The organism is Bacillus sp. ISO11, assembly GCF_003458115.1.
GTDB classification, from domain to species: Bacteria; Bacillota; Bacilli; order Bacillales; family Bacillaceae_G; genus Bacillus_A; species Bacillus_A cereus.
On the sequence record NZ_QXCO01000027.1, the window covers coordinates 64,244 to 80,825 of the forward strand.

The window sequence follows — 16,582 nt, forward strand, 5'->3', positions numbered from 1 at the left end:
CCCCTCAAACTTATTATTAATAAGCTTATAACTTTATAATATCACAGCAACAAACAAACTCAAATAATAACACTTATATTTAGAAGCTTTTTCCTTTTTAAAATAAAAATAAAAAGACTGTTTGTTGTTATCTAAAATTAGTAACAACAAACAGTCTTACTTATGTAGCGATCTAGATTCGTATTTTACTTACTTAATTAACTAATCCAAATGCATACGACATTAACTTATTTGTCTCTGTAAAACGTTTTGTTTTACTTGATGTCCCCATGACCACTGTAATAATTCGATTATCACCTTGCTTTGCAGTCCCAGTAAAACAGTATCCTGCACTATCTGTAAATCCAGTCTTTAGTCCGTCCATTCCTTCTATATATAAACTTTTATTATTTTTGTTTAACATGTCGTTTGTGCTTATAACATTAATATTATTAAATGCTAGCTGACTTTGGCGTAAGTGAGTCACTTCTAATATTTCCGGATAATCTTTTATAAGATGATACGCCAATTGTGCTACATCACCAGCCGTCATTTTTGTTTCACTTCCATCTGGCTCTTGTAATCCAGAAGCATTTGCAAATTTAGCATGTTCCGACATTTTTAACTGTTTCGCTTTTGCATCCATAAGCTGAACGAAATCTTTCTCCGATTTTGCCATATGTTCTGCTAAAGCCACAGCCGAATTATTAGCTGACTCAATCATTAATGCATGATATAAATCTTTAACAGTTAATGTGTCATTAACTTGTACTGGGATTCTCGCTCCTTCTGTTTGTGCCGCCTTCGCACTCATTTTTACTGGATCTTCCCAGCGAACTTTCCCGTTATGTATACTCTCTAGTAAGAGATACGCTGTCATCATCTTAGACATACTAGCCGGTGCAAAAGCTTCATTTTCATTATATTGATAAATAATATCTCCATCACTCGCATCGATAATCATAGCTGCTTTTGCGTTAATTTCTGGTGGGATGTACTTTGGCGGGACTACTTTTTCAGTAAATCCTGCTTTAGGTAGTTCTGCCACTTGCAAAGGTTGTCCCTCTACATTCGCTATGCTCTTTTGATTTCCTTGGAATAAGAACCAACATATCCCTAAAATAATAACTAATAGGACTGTCATCCTTCCCCATTTTAACCGATTCATTTCAAAACTCCTTTAGCAAACCTTTTATACACTCACATTTAACCTTAACAACAATTCCTTTATATAGTCAAGGTAAAAGGTATATTTATTCATATACAGCAATGATTATTTTAATTTATTTATGTTAAACTTACAATATTGAAACGTAAGAATATTCAATAATAAAATCTCGTAAATAAAGCGAAACTTTAATCAGCCCCCCAATCGGGCTACCCGTCAAATAGCGAGATAAACTATTTAATAGAAGGGATTCATACAAATGCTACTTCCAAAATCATTAAAATACGGAGACACAATTGGGATCTACTCCCCTTCTTCACCAGTAACCTACACTTCTCCAAAAAGATTTGAACGAGCAAAATCTTACTTACAACAGAAAGGGTTTCATATATTAGAAGGTTCATTAACAGGTCGATATGATTTTTATCGTTCTGGTAGTATACAAGAGCGTGCTGAGGAGCTAAATGTCTTAATAAGAAATCCTAATATTTCTTGTATTATGTCAACAATTGGTGGGATGAATTCAAATTCAATATTACCTTATATTGATTATGATGCTTTTCTAAAGAACCCTAAAATAATGATTGGGTATTCAGATGCAACTGCTTTATTACTAGCAATTTACGCCAAAACAGGAATCCCTACATTTTATGGACCAGCTCTCGTCCCTTCCTTTGGCGAATTTGAACCTTTTGTTGATTGCACATACAAATATTTTGCTGAAACTTTACTACATGATCATTCTCTTCCTTATCATATAAAACAACCATTATTTTGGTCAGATGAATTTATTAATTGGGAAGAAAAGACGAAGGAGAAAGAACTTCGACCAAACGATTGGATTTCAGTAATTGATGGAAAAGCTACTGGGCGTATTATTGGCGGGAATTTAAACACGATACAAGGAATTTTGGGTAGCCCCTATATGCCACATATTCAAGAAGGCGACATTCTCTTTATTGAGGACAGTTCAAAAGATGCAGCTACTATTGAAAGAAGCTTTTCATTACTTAAAATTAACGGTGTATTCGATAAAATTTCAGGTATCATTCTTGGAAAACACGAGCAATTTGATGATTGTGGTACCAACCGAAAACCTTTTGAAATACTATTAGAAGTACTTCAAAATCAAAGAATTCCTTTTCTAGCTGACTTCGATTGTTGTCATACACATCCCATGATTACCATACCTATCGGTGTTCAAGTAGAGTTGGATGCAACAAATAAAACGATACATATTGTAGAACCTTGGAAAAAATGAATTCATAGATAGCTTCTATTGTTTTACAATAAAAGCCATGATACTATATAATTTGGAATGTGAAAGGTTAAACAAAATACGTTCCAATATATATCATTAGAAAAATTAGGTATAAATATATATTTATATGCAAAAGAGAGTGAATAAATGAAACCAACTATTAAAAATTACGTATTTTTACATGTAGCTTTTTTGATATATTCTATCATTATGGTTTACATGAAATGGGCAGCTAAATTCCCCATTGCTTCCATCTCATTTTTTGTTGCTTATTTCGGACTAGTTATACTTTTATTCGGATATGCAATTTTATGGCAACAAGTAATTAAACATTTCGAAATTTCAAAAGCATATTCACATCGCGGAATTATTATACTGTGGTCAATGCTTTGGTCAGTATTTCTATTTGGAGATACGATTCAGTGGAATCATTTACTTGGTGCAGCTATTATTATCGTCGGGATTGTGGTGGTGACAAAAGATGAATAGTTATATGTTATTATTTATTTTCGGGATAATTTTAGCTAATTACTCACAAATATTATTAAAAAAAGCTACTTTGCAACAATACGATTCTAGAATAAAAGAATATGTGAATCCTTATGTTATTATCGGCTACTCTTTATTTGTAATTAACGCCGGATTAAATGTTATCGCCATGAAGGGCATGGCATTAAAACAAGCATCAGCATTAGAATCCTTAAGTTATATCATCATATTAATTTTCGGTTGGTATTTCCTAGGAGAAAAAATAACGAAACGTAAACTCATCGGCAACATGATTATTATCGTTGGTGTAATCGTTTATTGTATCCAATAGTAAAAAGCTCCGTTTATCACAAACGGAGCTTTTTACTATTGACCTAAATTTTGCACTTTATCTTTCAAATCTCGAACTTGATCTACCGTCTGCATAAGCTCAGAGTTTTTAAATTGCTCTACATCCACTTTGCCTTCTTCTATCTTTGTCTTCGCCGTATCAATTAACGTATTTAACTTTTCGTTATATCCGACGATTTGTTGATGAAGATCCTTTGCTACATCAGGTGGCGTTAATTCATTGAATGCGGGTATATCTTGTTTAATTTCACTAAGCTTCGTTTCTAATTCTTTTCGAGCCTCGCTATCATTAACGGCCTTTTCTGCTAATGCTGGTGCATCATTTGCAAATGCACTTATTTCATTTACATAGTCTGTCGCCTTTTGAGCATAATCTATGGAGTTCTTTCCTTCTTCCACTATTGAACATCCCATTAAACCAATTGAAACTATGAATACTAATACAATTGATTTTATTTTCATTTTAGACCCCCTTCGTCCTTATAATTGTCTGTAATTTTCTCTATACATAACTTCTAGCTAAATTGTTTATAACCTTTTTCAAATAGCTATTTACCCTCTTACATGCCCTATTATCGTTACAACATCTATTTCTATATGTACGCTTATAATATCTTCAATTATATCCATATACCCTTGTCCTATAGCTGTTCCATAGTGCAATGTAAGCCCCTTCTTTTCATACACTGACTTTGGCACTGAAAAAATAAATCTCCTCAAGTTTCTTTCATCAGCTGGTTCCATAATTAAAACAATCCCATCCTCATCAAACATATACGCTCGCCCTCCAACTTTACATTCACTATGGCTCAGTATTGCCTTGGTCAGCAAAATTTAAAACATAATAAGTTAAGATACACTCTGCTCTATCATAAAGTGAAACTTTAATTAGCCCTCACAAGTCGACTCTTTATCGGCAAATAGCGGGATAAAAATAAAAAGCATTCATTCTTTTTTGTTAAGAATGAATGCTTTTTAAAAAATCAATTTCTAACTCTAGCATCTTTTTTTGACGAGGTTTTACTTTCCTTACGGGAACTCCAGCGTAAATATACCAATCATCTAAACTCTCTTTTACCATACTCATCGCACCGACTGCCGTACCTTCTCCTACCGTTACATTTGGAAAAATAATAGAATTAGCACCAATAATCACATGTTTTTTAAAAATAACTTTTTCTGCTTTCACATTCCTATATTGATTCGGGACGGTTGGCCCCATTAATGTATTTCCACTGAAATCATCAAGTACTGCATATACGATTGTTTTAGCTGAGATGTTTGCAAAATCATGCATTTCAATCCCAACTTCCCCTCCATATAACGCTGTATACGCTGATATGTGCGAATAACTTCCAATTGTGATTTTGCCACTTAAAATGCAAAAATCATCAATTCTTACATGATTGCCAACTGATATAGCACTCGGATTATATATACTTGCTTTTTTACTAACCAATACATTTTTCCCAACAGATAAAAATCCAATTTCCTTTAGTTCTTCTTGACTATAAAAACTATTCATCTACCGACACCACCTTCTGCTCTAAACAGATTACAATTTGCTCTACTAGTTCTTTCGTCATTCCTTCCCATAAAGGTAAACTTACGATTCGTTTTGCTATTTTATTCGTCTTTGTTAAATCTGTAGACTTATAGTTTTTAAAAAGAACTTGTTGGTGGCAAGATGGTGAAAAGTATAATCTAGCTTCTATTTTCTGTTTTTTCAGTTCTTCTATTACTTGTATGTTGCGAACTTCTTCTGGACAAATGATAGGCATAAATTGGTGAATAACTGCTTCTGTCTTTTGGACTTTCCACCCTTTTTTCATTAACCCAGTATTTTGTAACAACTGTTTATACCATTCAGAAATACGAGTGCGTTCTTTTAATTTTTGATCCCACTTTTTTATAGTCGCAATCCCAATAGCTGCTGCGTATTCAGACATTTTACAATTAAACCCCATCATCGTGCATTCACGATTTTTATCAAATCCGAAATTCCCCATTCTTTTAATACGTTGTATATCTTCTTCGTTTTTACTATATATGAGCCCTCCTTCACCAATTCCGAAAGGCTTTGTTGCATGAAAGCTATATACGATCATTCCACTAAAATCTTGACCGTAATGCATTCCTCCATTCATTAAACCAAATCCCGGCGCCGCATCTACGACAACCGGAATCCCCTTCTTCTCTAATTCTTCATATTCTTCTAAGTTCATCCATGATCCAAAAGTGGCGTACGGGACAACAATCGCAACCTCTTCTTTTAATTCTTCTATCTTATCCAAAAGTACGGTTTTATCCATATACCAATCATCTATTGAAATATCAATAAAGTAAGGTTCCAATCCACACCAAATAGCGGCTAAGGCAGTCGCAGGGAATGTAAAGCTAGGCATGAGAGCATACTTTCCCTTTCTTCTTTTCTTTAGTTGAATAGCCGCCATTAACCCTAACGTTGCGTTTGCTACTGTTGTAACAGCTCCCCTGTTTTGAAAAAATGACGACATAATTGTTTCCTCAAAACGTTGATTTATAGGTCCATAATTCGTATATATGTGAGATGTATCAATTTCCTTCAATTCGTCCAAATACTCACTTACAGGTACAGTTGAAGCACGTAAAAAAGGAATATTCTCCATATCTATCTATTCCTTCCTATCATTTTCGGACAATATAGAGCATATCTGTTTCAGATAATCCAAATTTCCTAGCACTTTTCATTCCTTGTTTTTCCGCTATGTTATATAATTCTACCTTAAATCCTGCATTCATTAATCGTTGAATAAATCCCGATTGATTGTAAATTCTCACATGATCTTCTTGACCAAAAGCTAATTTCCTCAATTGTGGTGTTACAATTAATTCATTCTCTATAATAAAATCTACATTCATTACGATCGGTACTTGAATAATTCCCCATCCATTTGGCTTTAACACTCTATATAACTCTCGCATTGCTTTGTCATCATCAGGAACGTGTTCTAACACATGGCTACATAATATTACATCAAAAGTATTACTATCATATGTAATCCTTGTAACATCAATTTCCTTCATTAATGGATCCTTTGGTTCTAAGTCACCACATACATACGTAATATTTTTATACTCGTTAAACCAATCTCTTAACTTTGCTTCAGGTGCAATATGAAGCATAGTATAGTTTCTATTTAACAAGTCCGTTTCCGTTTCAATGTACGCACGGTACAATCTTTCACGATCCATCGAATTACAAACTGGACATATCCCTGTATCTTTATTCCACATTTCAAATTTATATTTCGGAAAATCATAATGTGCTGGCCAAGGTGAAAATTTTTCAAATTGTTGATTGCAATATTGACAATAACAAAATTCTTTCTCAAACATATGAGCAACTAACTTGTTTAACCCTTTTTTTATCTTTTCATTATAAATTTGATCTAGTTCGCCATTTCTTACTGCATCCTTAACTATAAATCCCGCATTTTCTAAACAATAAGATAAACTCTCTTTATACTCACTTTCGGAGCTTAAAAATCCACTATTATATGCATCTATAATTAATTCAATCCACTCTTCAATTGTCATTAAAATAAAATGCATTTGTTTTTGATTTTGTCCACTATGTTGTCTAAAATAACTAAGAGGTTCTTGTATATAAACTACTTTTCCTTTCCTCATCATATCTAGCCAAGTTGCAATGTCATTAATAGCAGAATAAGCCTTTCCTTTAAAATATCCAAACTTCCCGTCAAACAAATTCCGATTAAACAAAACAGTTGTTGGCTCACCAACTACATTTTTCAAGTTTTTTAACATATAATTCCCTAATTCTTTTCCTTCAAAAAGTGTAGTTTCTTTCGCGATTTTCATATTTAATGTTGAAGGTGGTAATATCTCTCCATTCTCATCAATCAGTTCACGATATGACGTCACAAATGAAATATTTTCTAACGTCAAAAAGTATTTCATCATTCTCTCGATCTTTTCATGATGAAATAAATCATCATCTAATAAAAAGTTTATATAGTCCCCATTCGCAAGTTCTACACACTTATTAAAGTTTTCAGCAACTAACGGCGTTTCATTTTTAACATATGTAATACACTCATATTCACGTAAGTACGGTTGAATCATAGCATTGACTTCATCATTTGTACTGTCGTCAGAAATAATAATTTCAATATTTTCATATGTTTGATTCAAAGCGCTGTTGAGTGCTAATTCCAAGTAATAAGGTCTATTGTATGCGGGAATAAGTATACTTACTTTCGGTAAAGAAGAATTATTATTTATATGTTGTTTTTTCTTTTCTATGTTTATTTTCTTCGCTCTAATTTTTTGGTAATAGTCTAATGTATATAATATTGATGATGGAACTATCCTTCTTGCATAATCTAGAAAATTAGTTATCGCTTTGTCTAACTCTTTTTCAGTGGATAAGAAACCATATTGTTCTCCTGCTATAATACTGTGTGAAAAATCTTCTAAACCATCCATCATTTTATTAGATTCATTTAACTGTTGATCTGGATGTAATCGAAAGTAACTAAGTGTCTCTGCTATATATACAGCTTTTCCTTTACTTAATAAAGATAACCATGAAGCTATATCTACGTTACATAAATACCGCCTCTTATCAAAAATCCCAAACGGTTCTTGTAAATCATTTTTACGAAATAAAACTGTTGTCGGTTCTCCAATATAATTTTTTTGATCCACAATTACCTTATTTCCTAATTCTGTTCCCGCTATAATGGTATCCTCTTCAAATAAACGGACAGTCGAATAAATATGTCGTAGCTCTTTCCCTTTATCATCAATGACTTGACGATGAGATGTTACAAGCTTAATTTCATTATCTAAATCATCGAAAAAATACTTCATCATTTTTTCAATTTTATTCACATGAAATACATCATCATCCATTAAAAAATTTATATACTCACCGTTCGCTTCATTAAATAACATTAACGCATTTTCAAACTGTCCAAGAGTTGATTTATTTTTTATATAAATAATATTTGAATGATCACATAAGTATTTTTGTAACACTTTTTCTGTTTCATCATTCGTGCTGTCATCTCCAACTATAATTTCTATATTAGGGTACGTTTGTTCTAACACACTACATAGCGCCTTTTCAAAGTAACGAGGACGATTATACGTAGGAATTAATACACTTACCAACGGAAGTTGCTCTACCACCTCTTCAGTTCTTTCGATACGAGTTCTCATTTTAACTCTCTCACCTCTTCGCATATTATTTATATACGCGACACAAAAATCACATTACTTTAACTGTATGGAGCCTATATACTTTTATGCAAACATGAAACAAATTATCATACTTTTCGTTCCTGAATAAACATATTTAATAATGCGGACATTTTATTTGCACCTTTTTTATTCATATGATCACTATCATAAAAATCATCATCACAAAATAATGGTGAATCAAATAGATCTATAATTTGAAAAGAATATTGAGTTTGAAAATCATTTATAACTTTATAAAAATCTTCTTTTAATTTCTTACTACTACAATTGAAATAATGTGAAGTAACTGGGAATACAACAATTAATGGTTTTATATCATTTTTTAACAGTAATTCTAAATATTTTTTAAAAATTATTTTATTTTCAACTAAAGTTTGAGGATACGCCAATTTAGCATGTGAAGCTGCTCTTATTTTCCCGTGTTCTTCAAAAGGAATGTGAAGAGGAGTGGTATTCCACTCAGCATTTATCCAAGGCAGTATCAATGATTCATCTTTTAGTTCATCTAATAAAATATATTCAAAATGCAAATTAAAAATAGAAAGAAGTGGTTTCGGAGTATTTAGATGGGAGAATCCATCAGTGGGTAGAGGAGAGTGAACTACAGTATGATGACCATCTTGAAACAATGGATAATATACTTTGTGAATTCTATATGATTCGGAGGATAACGACATATCAAAGTAAAACGAGAAATAGGCTATTCCTATTAAACAATATTGAAATGAATGATTGTTTGATAAAAGTTGTGACGCTATTAAATAATCATAGTATAGATCTTGCGATGGAAGTGTTAATTTTATTGACTTTTTTGAGAGAAGCTCCGTACTTATGCCACAATGCGGATAAGACAAACCGGTAGCAAACAATTCATACGTCGGATCACTCTTTGCTTTTTTCATAGAAATGTATAAAGACATAAGATCCGGATTTATTTGATAGATAGAAATTAATTTATCCTTCCATTCATACATGTATTTTGTTAAATTAATAATTTTTGAACTTTGCACGCCCCTATTTATCAAGTCATTTGTAAGTTTTTCTGCGTCCCCTCTCCAAATGACTATATATTGAAAAGAACTTTCTAGACGAACAACATCTGAAACGTCCACAACATGAACTATTGTTTTACATTTATTTTTGTCTAACGTATTTCGAATCCTATCCCCTGATAATTCATCACTTAAAACAATGATTTTATATTGCTCCTTCATGTACATCCCCTCCATTATATGTATAATATGAAATTCATTTTTAATTCGTAACAATCATATACACCTGCAATCTAACAAAAAAAATAGCTCCACCATTAGGCGTAGCTATTTTTACAATTATTGCTTATTCAAATTATATTCCTTTATCTAACTCATAAAGTTTACGATACTTTTCATTTTCTTTCAGAAGTTGTTTATGACTACCTTGCATGACAATTTGGCCACGATCAAGGAATATAACTTCGTCTACATGTTCTATTCCTACAAGATGGTGCGTAATCCAAATAACCGTCTTTTCTTCCGTTGCAGAAAACATTGTTTCAATTAAAGACAATTCTGTTTTTGGATCTAAACCGATAGTCGGTTCATCAAGTACAATAATTGGTGTTTCTTGCATAAGAGTTCTAGCAAAAGCAACCCTTTGTCTTTCTCCACCAGAAAACCGCTTTCCCATTTCATGCATTTTTGTTTGTAATCCGTCTGGAAGAGAAGTAACATGTGAAGCTAATTGTGCTTTCTCTAAAGCTTTCCATATCTCTTCATCCGTCGCCTCTGGTTTGCCAATTCGTACATTATTTCCAATTGTCGTATCAAACAAATGCGGCTTTTGATTTAATACAGAAATATATTTAGATAAAAGATTCGTATGAGCTCGTTCACCATTTAGTACAACTTGGCCATTTACTGGGCTTAACGCCCCTGTTAACAATTTTAGTAAAGTAGATTTCCCTGTCCCACTTCTCCCTAAAATAGCAATTTTCTTCCCTGCTTTTATTTGTAATGATACATCTTTTAATACAATCTCATTACTATCTGGATAACTATACGATACGTGATTCAGTTCAATATCTACATGCTTTGGTTCAATATAATCTTTCTCTCCATGCAAATCCGTTTCATCATGTAAAACACTATCACTTTCTACGCCATTAAGACGATGGGTAGATTCTACATACGACGGTATTCGATCGATGGCATCTGCAATAGGAATAAGCGCGTTCGTTACAGATAAAGTCATTAATACGAAAGCTGCGATAACTGTAGGAGCAATTTGTTCACTTGCCGCTTCATTCCCAGTCCATATGATCATCGAAATAACTACAATACCTACTACTAATTGAATGATACTGTCCCGAATATGATACCAGCGTTTCACTCTCTTTTCGATTTTTAACAACTGATCATTTTGTTTTACATACTCATTAATAAATTCATCTTTACGACCACTTGCTTGCCAATCAGATAATCCAAAAACAGCATCTGTCAGTTGTTGATACAAACGGTTTCTTCCTTGCTTTAAAGTAACATGATGTTTCTTCATCAAAAGTAATGATACAAACGGAAGAAGAAAAACGATAATAGCTAACATACAACCTACAATAAGTGCAAAAACAAAATCAAATGCACCGATAATAAGTACGAAGATACTATAAACAACTAGCGCTAATATGCTAGGAAATATTGTACGTAAATATAGGTTTTGCAAATGCTCTATATCTTCGGATAACACTCCTAACATATCACCCGTTTGAAATCGAGAACGGAAAAATAACGCCTGTGGTTCTACTATTATATATAGCCTCGTTCTCATTTTTTCTAATATACGTAGTACGACATCATGTCCGACTAAGCGCTCTATATAATGAAATACAGCTTGCCCTATACTAAACGCTCTTGTTGCAACAATAGGAACATATACAGCCATTACATTTTCTGGTCTAAGGGCAGATTTTGAGATCAAATAACCTGAAATAAAAAGTAACATCGCTCCTGAACTAACTCCAAGAAGACCAAGGAAAATAGTTAAAGTCATTCTACCTTTATTTTGTTTTATATAAGGTTTAACCCAGTTACTCATTTCTCTCCCCTCTCTTCCCTATGAAAATGTAATGTCTCATTCTCTAAAAGTTCTTCATACGTCCCACTTTCTTTCATTTCCCCTTTATTTAAAATAAGAATATGGTCCATTTGTTTCATCCAATGTAGACGGTGGGTTGCTAAAAATACTAACTTTCCATTAAATAGACGTAACATCGCTTGCTTTATTTCAAATTCGGTTTCAATATCAAGATGTGCCGTAGGCTCATCTAATAAAATGATTGGTTTTTTACTTAAAAGCGCACGCGCCATAGCAACACGCTGTTCTTGTCCGCCACTTAGCATACGTCCACCTTCTCCAATTCTTTCGTGCATCCCATTTGGAAGTGATGTAACGAGTGAACGAAGGCCGACTTCATTAATAACTCTTTCAACTTCTTCATCTGTTGCATTTGTTTCATAAAAACAAATGTTATCCTTTAATGAAAGCGGAAAAATATAAGGTTGCTGCGGAATATAAGCGATATTTTTTTGCCAATCTTCACGAGTAGATCCATCAACTTCTACACCATTTACTAACATCTTTCCACTCGAAGGAGATAAAAAACCTGCTAATACGTCGATTAACGTCGATTTGCCTGCACCACTTTCACCAATAACACCAATAGCACCGTTACCTTCCCAAGTAAAATTAATTCCTTCTAATATAGCCTTTTCAGATTCAGTATTATTAACTTTGATGTCTTGTAATTTCAAGCTACTAGAGGCATTCCATACTATATCTTCATTTAAATCTTTCTTTTGTATTCCTTTTTGTTGTTGCAAAATCTCTTCTATTTGCTCCATCGCAATTTGTCCATCTAATGTCGCATGATAATTTGCTCCCACTTGTTTAATCGGCAGAAAATATTCCGGAGCTAAAATCAAAATTGTAAGGGCTGGTAATAGTATAATCGTTCCATCTATTAAACGTATCCCTAATCCAACTGCCACAAACGCAATTGATAAACTCGTAAAGAAATCTAATGCAAAAGAAGAAAGAAAAGCAACTCGCAAAGTACGCATCGTTGCTTTTCTATACCTTTTACTTACTTTTTCAATCTTTCCTTCGTGCTGTTCACTTTTCCCTAAATACTTTAATGTTTCTAAACCTTTTAACGTATCTACAAAATGGTTCGAAAGTACACGATATATCTCGTACTGACTATCTGCCATTTTTTGCGCTGCTAATCCGAGAAGAATCATAAATATGATCACGATAGGAATCGTTACAACTAAAATGATTCCAGACTCAATATCTAGCGTAAAAACATATAGTACAATTAGACCTGGAACGATGCTACTTCTAATCATTTTAGGAATCGTTAATTCAATATATGTTTTAAATTTCTCAATCCCTTCAATTGATAAGGTAACCAGATGACCAGTCCCAACAGTTTGAACATACCTTGGACCTAATGTGAAATATGCCTCTACTAGTTGTTTTCTTAGTAACGACCCTGTTTTTTCAGCAAAACGTTCCACTAATATTTGTGATGTTCGAACTACTATATGACGCGCTGCAAACGCGATACCAAAATAAACAATTTCACTTAATATTGTTTGTACTGTCTCTCCATGAAATAAAAACGTAATAGCTCGTGCTAAAAAGATTGTTTGCGCAATAATACTAAAAGCTTCTAAAATACTAATAATCGTTAACGCTACATATAAAATACGGCTACCGGGATAAGACGGAAGTCCTCTTTTTCTTTTCATTAGTACTCCAAATCGTTGTCTGACTTAACAGGTTGTCTAAATACATAATAACTCCATATTTGACTTCCGATAACGAAAGGCAAAATAGCAATCGCAAAGTAAGTCATAAGTTTTAATGCATAAGCTCCTGATGCTGCGTTGTAAATTGTCAAATCATTCATTGCTCCTAAAGAGCTAATCATAACACGTGGGAACATACCGATAAATACACTCGCACTTAGTAAAATGATTGTTAAACTCGTCATAAAGAAAGCCCAACCATCTCTTCTTCTTTTATTTAATAAAGTGGACACTAATAGTGCTACAAAAGCTCCGATTGGCACCATAATCCATTCTGTTCCATGAGCAGTGAAAATGTCGGTTTTCCATAACCCCACACCAGCAAAAACAAGAAGTGTAATTAATGAAAATGGTGCAATTTTTATTGCAGCAATTCGTGCACGTTCTCTCAATTTACCAGTTGTACGTATCGTAAGAAATTGTAATCCGTGAACAATACATAGTAGGAGAAACATTACTCCTCCAAGTAACGCAAATGGATGAAGTAATTGCAGGAATCCACCTACAACATTTTTACTCTCATCAATAGGTACACCTACCATAAAGTTTGCAATCGCAACTCCCCAAAGGATAGGAGGTAACATACTTCCAATAAACATTCCCCAATCCCATGCACTCTTCCATTTATGATTATCTATTTTCGCACGAAATTTAAAGGAAACACCTCTTAAAATTAAAGCAAGAAGCATAAATACAAACGGAATATAAAAACCACTAAATAAAGTTGCATACCAGTGCGGAAATGCCGCAAACATCGCTCCGCCAGCACAAACAAGCCATACTTCATTCGCGTGCCAGAACGGTCCTATTGTATTTAAGTAAACTCGTTTTTCAAAATCATTCTTTCCTAAAAACCTCGAAACCATTCCTACCCCAAAGTCGAAACCTTCCAGTACGAAGAATCCAACAAACAAGATTGCAATAACTAAAAACCATAACTCATTAAGAGATAACATACTCTTCCTCCTTATCAAATGGATCATGGCTTTGATAATCCTTTTTCGTTTTCTTATTCGTGTGGCCCTTAATGGTACGAACAAATAAGTACACACAAATTCCACCCATAATTAAATACATTGATGTGAATGAAATAAGTGAGAATAATACTTCACCGAATGTTACATTTGGTGATACAGCATCTTCTGTTTTCATTACACCAAATACAACCCAAGGTTGACGACCCATTTCAGTCATAATCCACCCTACTGTATTACCGATGAATGGAAGAGAAATTGCATACACCATTAATTTTAAATACCACGTTTTTTCCGCTAAACGATCTTTTCTTGATAAGAACCATCCGTAAGCTCCTAGAAGAAGCATGAATGTTCCACTCATTACCATCGCTCTAAAACTCCAAAACATTGTATGCACTGGAGGAATATAATCTCCAGGTCCATATTTTTCCTCATATTGTTTTTGAATTTGATTCATCCCTTCAACTTGACCGCTAAACTTATCATACGATAATAGACTTAGCATATAAGGGATTTGAATTTCAAACGAATTTTCTTTCTTCTCTGTATCAATTTTCGAAAATACTGTAAATGGTGCTGGATCCTCACTTGTATTCCATAGCGCTTCAGCTGCCGCCATCTTCATTGGATGTGTCTTAATTAATTGTTGCGCTTGTGCATGACCGAAGAATAATACAAGCGCCGTTGTAATTGTTCCAACAATGATAGAAATTCGGAAAGATTTTTTAAATACTACAGTTTCTCGTCCTTTTGTAATTTTCCATGCACTTACACCAGCAATAAAGAATGCACCTGTTGCAATTGCCGCTGTAATTGTATGCGGGAATTGTACCCATAGTTGTGGGTTTTGAATAATGGCTAAGAAATCATTCATTTGCGCACGACCATCAGCTGCCATTTCATACCCGACAGGTGACTGCATAAATGCACTTGCAGTTAAAATCCAGAATGCTGATAACATCGTTCCAATTGAAAGGAGCCAAATACACATTAAGTGAATTCGCTTCGGTAATTTATCCTCACCAAATACCCATAACCCCAGGAATGTAGACTCAATGAAAAATGCCAGTAATCCTTCAATCGCAAGTGATGGACCAAATACATCACCTACAAAACGTGAATACGTTGACCAGTTCATACCAAACTGGAATTCTTGTAAAATACCTGTTACTACACCTACTGCAAAGTTAATAAGGAATAATTGCGTCCAAAACTTTGCCATCTTCTTATATACTTCTTGCCCTTTTACCACATACAACGTTTGCATGATCGCAATAATAAAAGCTAAACCAATTGACAGCGGAACAAAAAAGTAATGGAAAATCGTTGTTGATGCGAACTGTATTCGTGCCAATTCGAGCGTTTCCATACTAAAATCACTTCCTTCATAGTTTTTATAATAAAAGTTAATTGAGCAATCTTATCAAACTCAATTATTAAGAAATACGAAAAGACAAAAACATTTTGTATGTATTGTCGAAAAATATGAAGTTTCAGTTTTTCAAACTATTGTAATGCTATTTTTTACCTTTTCACTATTTCTGTAGTGTTTTATTCGTTAATCGAATTGTATAATATACCTGCATAGTAAATTCAGGTTATTTTTGACGTATTATTGACATCATTTTGTCTGAAATATGTCTTTTGTCATTTTTTTGAATCAGATTTTTCTCATTAGCAAAATGTGTTTTTTCAATATACTTCTTACTTTTATATCTATAAAACAATCGTTTTTCTCTTCATACACTTGACTTTCACCCGAAAAAATGTCCTCGAAACCACCCTCGATAAACGCTTGTTTTTTGTCAAGAGAAAAATGTATTTTTAAAATTCAAACTCGAAATAATGTTATTCAAAAATAGAAAATAACTTCCCTCTTCCTCGACTAAAAGTTCATTTTTTTGTCATTTTTCCAGAACAAATAAAAAAAACTGAAAGTCGATTTAATCTGTACCCTTTGTAAAGGACATTTTGAAAAAAGTTAGGCAACATCAAGAAGATGATTTCTGTATCCAACAGGAGTCATCTTTTTTAAATTCCATTGATATCTATAATGATTATAATACGTCATATATTTCTTAATCTCTTGTTTCAATTCATTAAAGGACACGCAAGGTTTTATATGAGCTTCATCTTTCAGATGACCAAAAAATGATTCTTGTGGGGCGTTATCCCAACAGTTTCCTCTTCTTGACATGGATTGTCCAAGGTTTAGCTTTTTAACTAGCTTTTGATA

General features: G+C 33.3%; 15 protein-coding genes. 3 read left to right on the forward strand and 12 right to left on the reverse strand.

The window, feature by feature from the left end; genetic code table 11:
• Window positions 1-193: 193 nt before the first annotated feature.
• The gene (locus D1166_RS23505; protein WP_001080871.1) at window positions 194-1,147 is read right to left on the reverse strand and encodes a D-alanyl-D-alanine carboxypeptidase family protein; all 954 of its coding nucleotides are present in this window, start codon (window positions 1,145-1,147) and stop codon (window positions 194-196) included.
• A 259-nt stretch (window positions 1,148-1,406) separates the two neighbouring features.
• Here D1166_RS23505 and D1166_RS23510 point away from each other — a divergent pair, with 259 nt between their 5' ends.
• From D1166_RS23510 to D1166_RS23520, 3 genes are all read left to right on the forward strand, one after another.
• Window positions 1,407-2,408, forward strand: a complete 1,002-nt coding sequence (locus D1166_RS23510) for a S66 family peptidase (protein ID WP_000926315.1) — start codon at window positions 1,407-1,409, stop codon at window positions 2,406-2,408.
• Window positions 2,409-2,555: 147 nt separating this feature from the next.
• Window positions 2,556-2,897: an EamA family transporter gene (locus tag D1166_RS23515; RefSeq protein WP_000805125.1), complete on the forward strand. Its 342-nt coding sequence runs from the start codon at window positions 2,556-2,558 to the stop codon at window positions 2,895-2,897.
• Window positions 2,890-3,228 (forward strand): EamA family transporter, encoded by a 339-nt coding sequence (locus D1166_RS23520; RefSeq protein ID WP_001089868.1) that lies wholly within the window; start codon window positions 2,890-2,892, stop codon window positions 3,226-3,228. Before D1166_RS23515 ends, D1166_RS23520 begins: the two co-directional genes overlap by 8 nt.
• Window positions 3,229-3,263: 35 nt before the next feature.
• On the opposite strand, the gene D1166_RS23525 is transcribed toward D1166_RS23520, so the two are convergent.
• The 11 genes from D1166_RS23525 to D1166_RS23575 form a co-directional block, all read right to left on the reverse strand.
• Window positions 3,264-3,710, reverse strand: a complete 447-nt coding sequence (locus D1166_RS23525) for a DUF6376 family protein (protein ID WP_000695229.1) — start codon at window positions 3,708-3,710, stop codon at window positions 3,264-3,266.
• A 90-nt stretch (window positions 3,711-3,800) separates the two neighbouring features.
• Complete coding sequence (locus tag D1166_RS23530; protein ID WP_000459099.1) at window positions 3,801-4,022, reverse strand: hypothetical protein; 222 nt, start codon at window positions 4,020-4,022, stop codon at window positions 3,801-3,803.
• A gap of 184 nt (window positions 4,023-4,206) precedes the next feature.
• On the reverse strand, window positions 4,207-4,773 hold the full coding sequence (locus D1166_RS23535) for an acyltransferase (RefSeq protein WP_001084164.1): 567 nt from the start codon (window positions 4,771-4,773) through the stop codon (window positions 4,207-4,209).
• Window positions 4,766-5,896, reverse strand: coding sequence for a DegT/DnrJ/EryC1/StrS aminotransferase family protein (locus tag D1166_RS23540; RefSeq protein ID WP_000427968.1), 1,131 nt, complete (start codon window positions 5,894-5,896; stop codon window positions 4,766-4,768). The genes D1166_RS23535 and D1166_RS23540 overlap by 8 nt, the downstream gene beginning before the upstream one ends.
• Before the next feature lie 19 nt (window positions 5,897-5,915).
• Window positions 5,916-8,477 carry a glycosyltransferase gene (locus tag D1166_RS23545; protein WP_097855740.1) on the reverse strand — a complete coding sequence of 854 codons (2,562 nt, stop codon included), beginning with the start codon at window positions 8,475-8,477 and terminating at the stop codon, window positions 5,916-5,918.
• A 107-nt stretch (window positions 8,478-8,584) separates the two neighbouring features.
• Window positions 8,585-9,733 carry a hypothetical protein gene (locus D1166_RS23550; protein WP_061139432.1) on the reverse strand — a complete coding sequence of 383 codons (1,149 nt, stop codon included), beginning with the start codon at window positions 9,731-9,733 and terminating at the stop codon, window positions 8,585-8,587.
• Window positions 9,734-9,866: 133 nt separating this feature from the next.
• Entirely contained in the window at window positions 9,867-11,591 is a 1,725-nt protein-coding gene (gene cydC / locus D1166_RS23555; RefSeq protein ID WP_097855741.1) for a thiol reductant ABC exporter subunit CydC, read from the reverse strand.
• A complete protein-coding gene (gene cydD, locus D1166_RS23560) occupies window positions 11,588-13,309 on the reverse strand; it encodes a thiol reductant ABC exporter subunit CydD (RefSeq protein WP_097855742.1) in 1,722 nt (573 codons plus the stop codon). The genes cydC and cydD overlap by 4 nt, the downstream gene beginning before the upstream one ends.
• Window positions 13,309-14,325 (reverse strand): cytochrome d ubiquinol oxidase subunit II, encoded by a 1,017-nt coding sequence (gene cydB, locus D1166_RS23565; protein ID WP_000950083.1) that lies wholly within the window; start codon window positions 14,323-14,325, stop codon window positions 13,309-13,311. Before cydB ends, cydD begins: the two co-directional genes overlap by 1 nt.
• Entirely contained in the window at window positions 14,312-15,715 is a 1,404-nt protein-coding gene (cydA, locus tag D1166_RS23570) for a cytochrome ubiquinol oxidase subunit I (protein ID WP_000448873.1), read from the reverse strand. Before cydA ends, cydB begins: the two co-directional genes overlap by 14 nt.
• A 612-nt stretch (window positions 15,716-16,327) precedes the next feature.
• Window positions 16,328-16,582 (reverse strand): IS3 family transposase (locus D1166_RS23575; protein ID WP_165851663.1); only part of this gene is annotated, 255 nt, incomplete at its 5' end.

Coding starts and splice junctions, on each gene's coding strand:
- D1166_RS23510 (WP_000926315.1), top strand. CDS start 1,407: ATGCTACTTCCAAAATCATTAAAATACGGAGACACAATTGGGATCTAC.
- D1166_RS23535 (WP_001084164.1), bottom strand. CDS start 4,773: ATGAATAGTTTTTATAGTCAAGAAGAACTAAAGGAAATTGGATTTTTA.
- D1166_RS23530 (WP_000459099.1), bottom strand. CDS start 4,022: ATGTTTGATGAGGATGGGATTGTTTTAATTATGGAACCAGCTGATGAA.
- D1166_RS23505 (WP_001080871.1), bottom strand. CDS start 1,147: ATGAATCGGTTAAAATGGGGAAGGATGACAGTCCTATTAGTTATTATT.
- cydA (WP_000448873.1), bottom strand. CDS start 15,715: ATGGAAACGCTCGAATTGGCACGAATACAGTTCGCATCAACAACGATT.
- cydD (WP_097855742.1), bottom strand. CDS start 13,309: ATGAAAAGAAAAAGAGGACTTCCGTCTTATCCCGGTAGCCGTATTTTA.
- cydB (WP_000950083.1), bottom strand. CDS start 14,325: ATGTTATCTCTTAATGAGTTATGGTTTTTAGTTATTGCAATCTTGTTT.
- D1166_RS23525 (WP_000695229.1), bottom strand. CDS start 3,710: ATGAAAATAAAATCAATTGTATTAGTATTCATAGTTTCAATTGGTTTA.
- D1166_RS23540 (WP_000427968.1), bottom strand. CDS start 5,896: ATGGAGAATATTCCTTTTTTACGTGCTTCAACTGTACCTGTAAGTGAG.
- D1166_RS23545 (WP_097855740.1), bottom strand. CDS start 8,477: ATGAGAACTCGTATCGAAAGAACTGAAGAGGTGGTAGAGCAACTTCCG.
- D1166_RS23515 (WP_000805125.1), top strand. CDS start 2,556: ATGAAACCAACTATTAAAAATTACGTATTTTTACATGTAGCTTTTTTG.
- cydC (WP_097855741.1), bottom strand. CDS start 11,591: ATGAGTAACTGGGTTAAACCTTATATAAAACAAAATAAAGGTAGAATG.
- D1166_RS23520 (WP_001089868.1), top strand. CDS start 2,890: ATGAATAGTTATATGTTATTATTTATTTTCGGGATAATTTTAGCTAAT.
- D1166_RS23550 (WP_061139432.1), bottom strand. CDS start 9,733: ATGAAGGAGCAATATAAAATCATTGTTTTAAGTGATGAATTATCAGGG.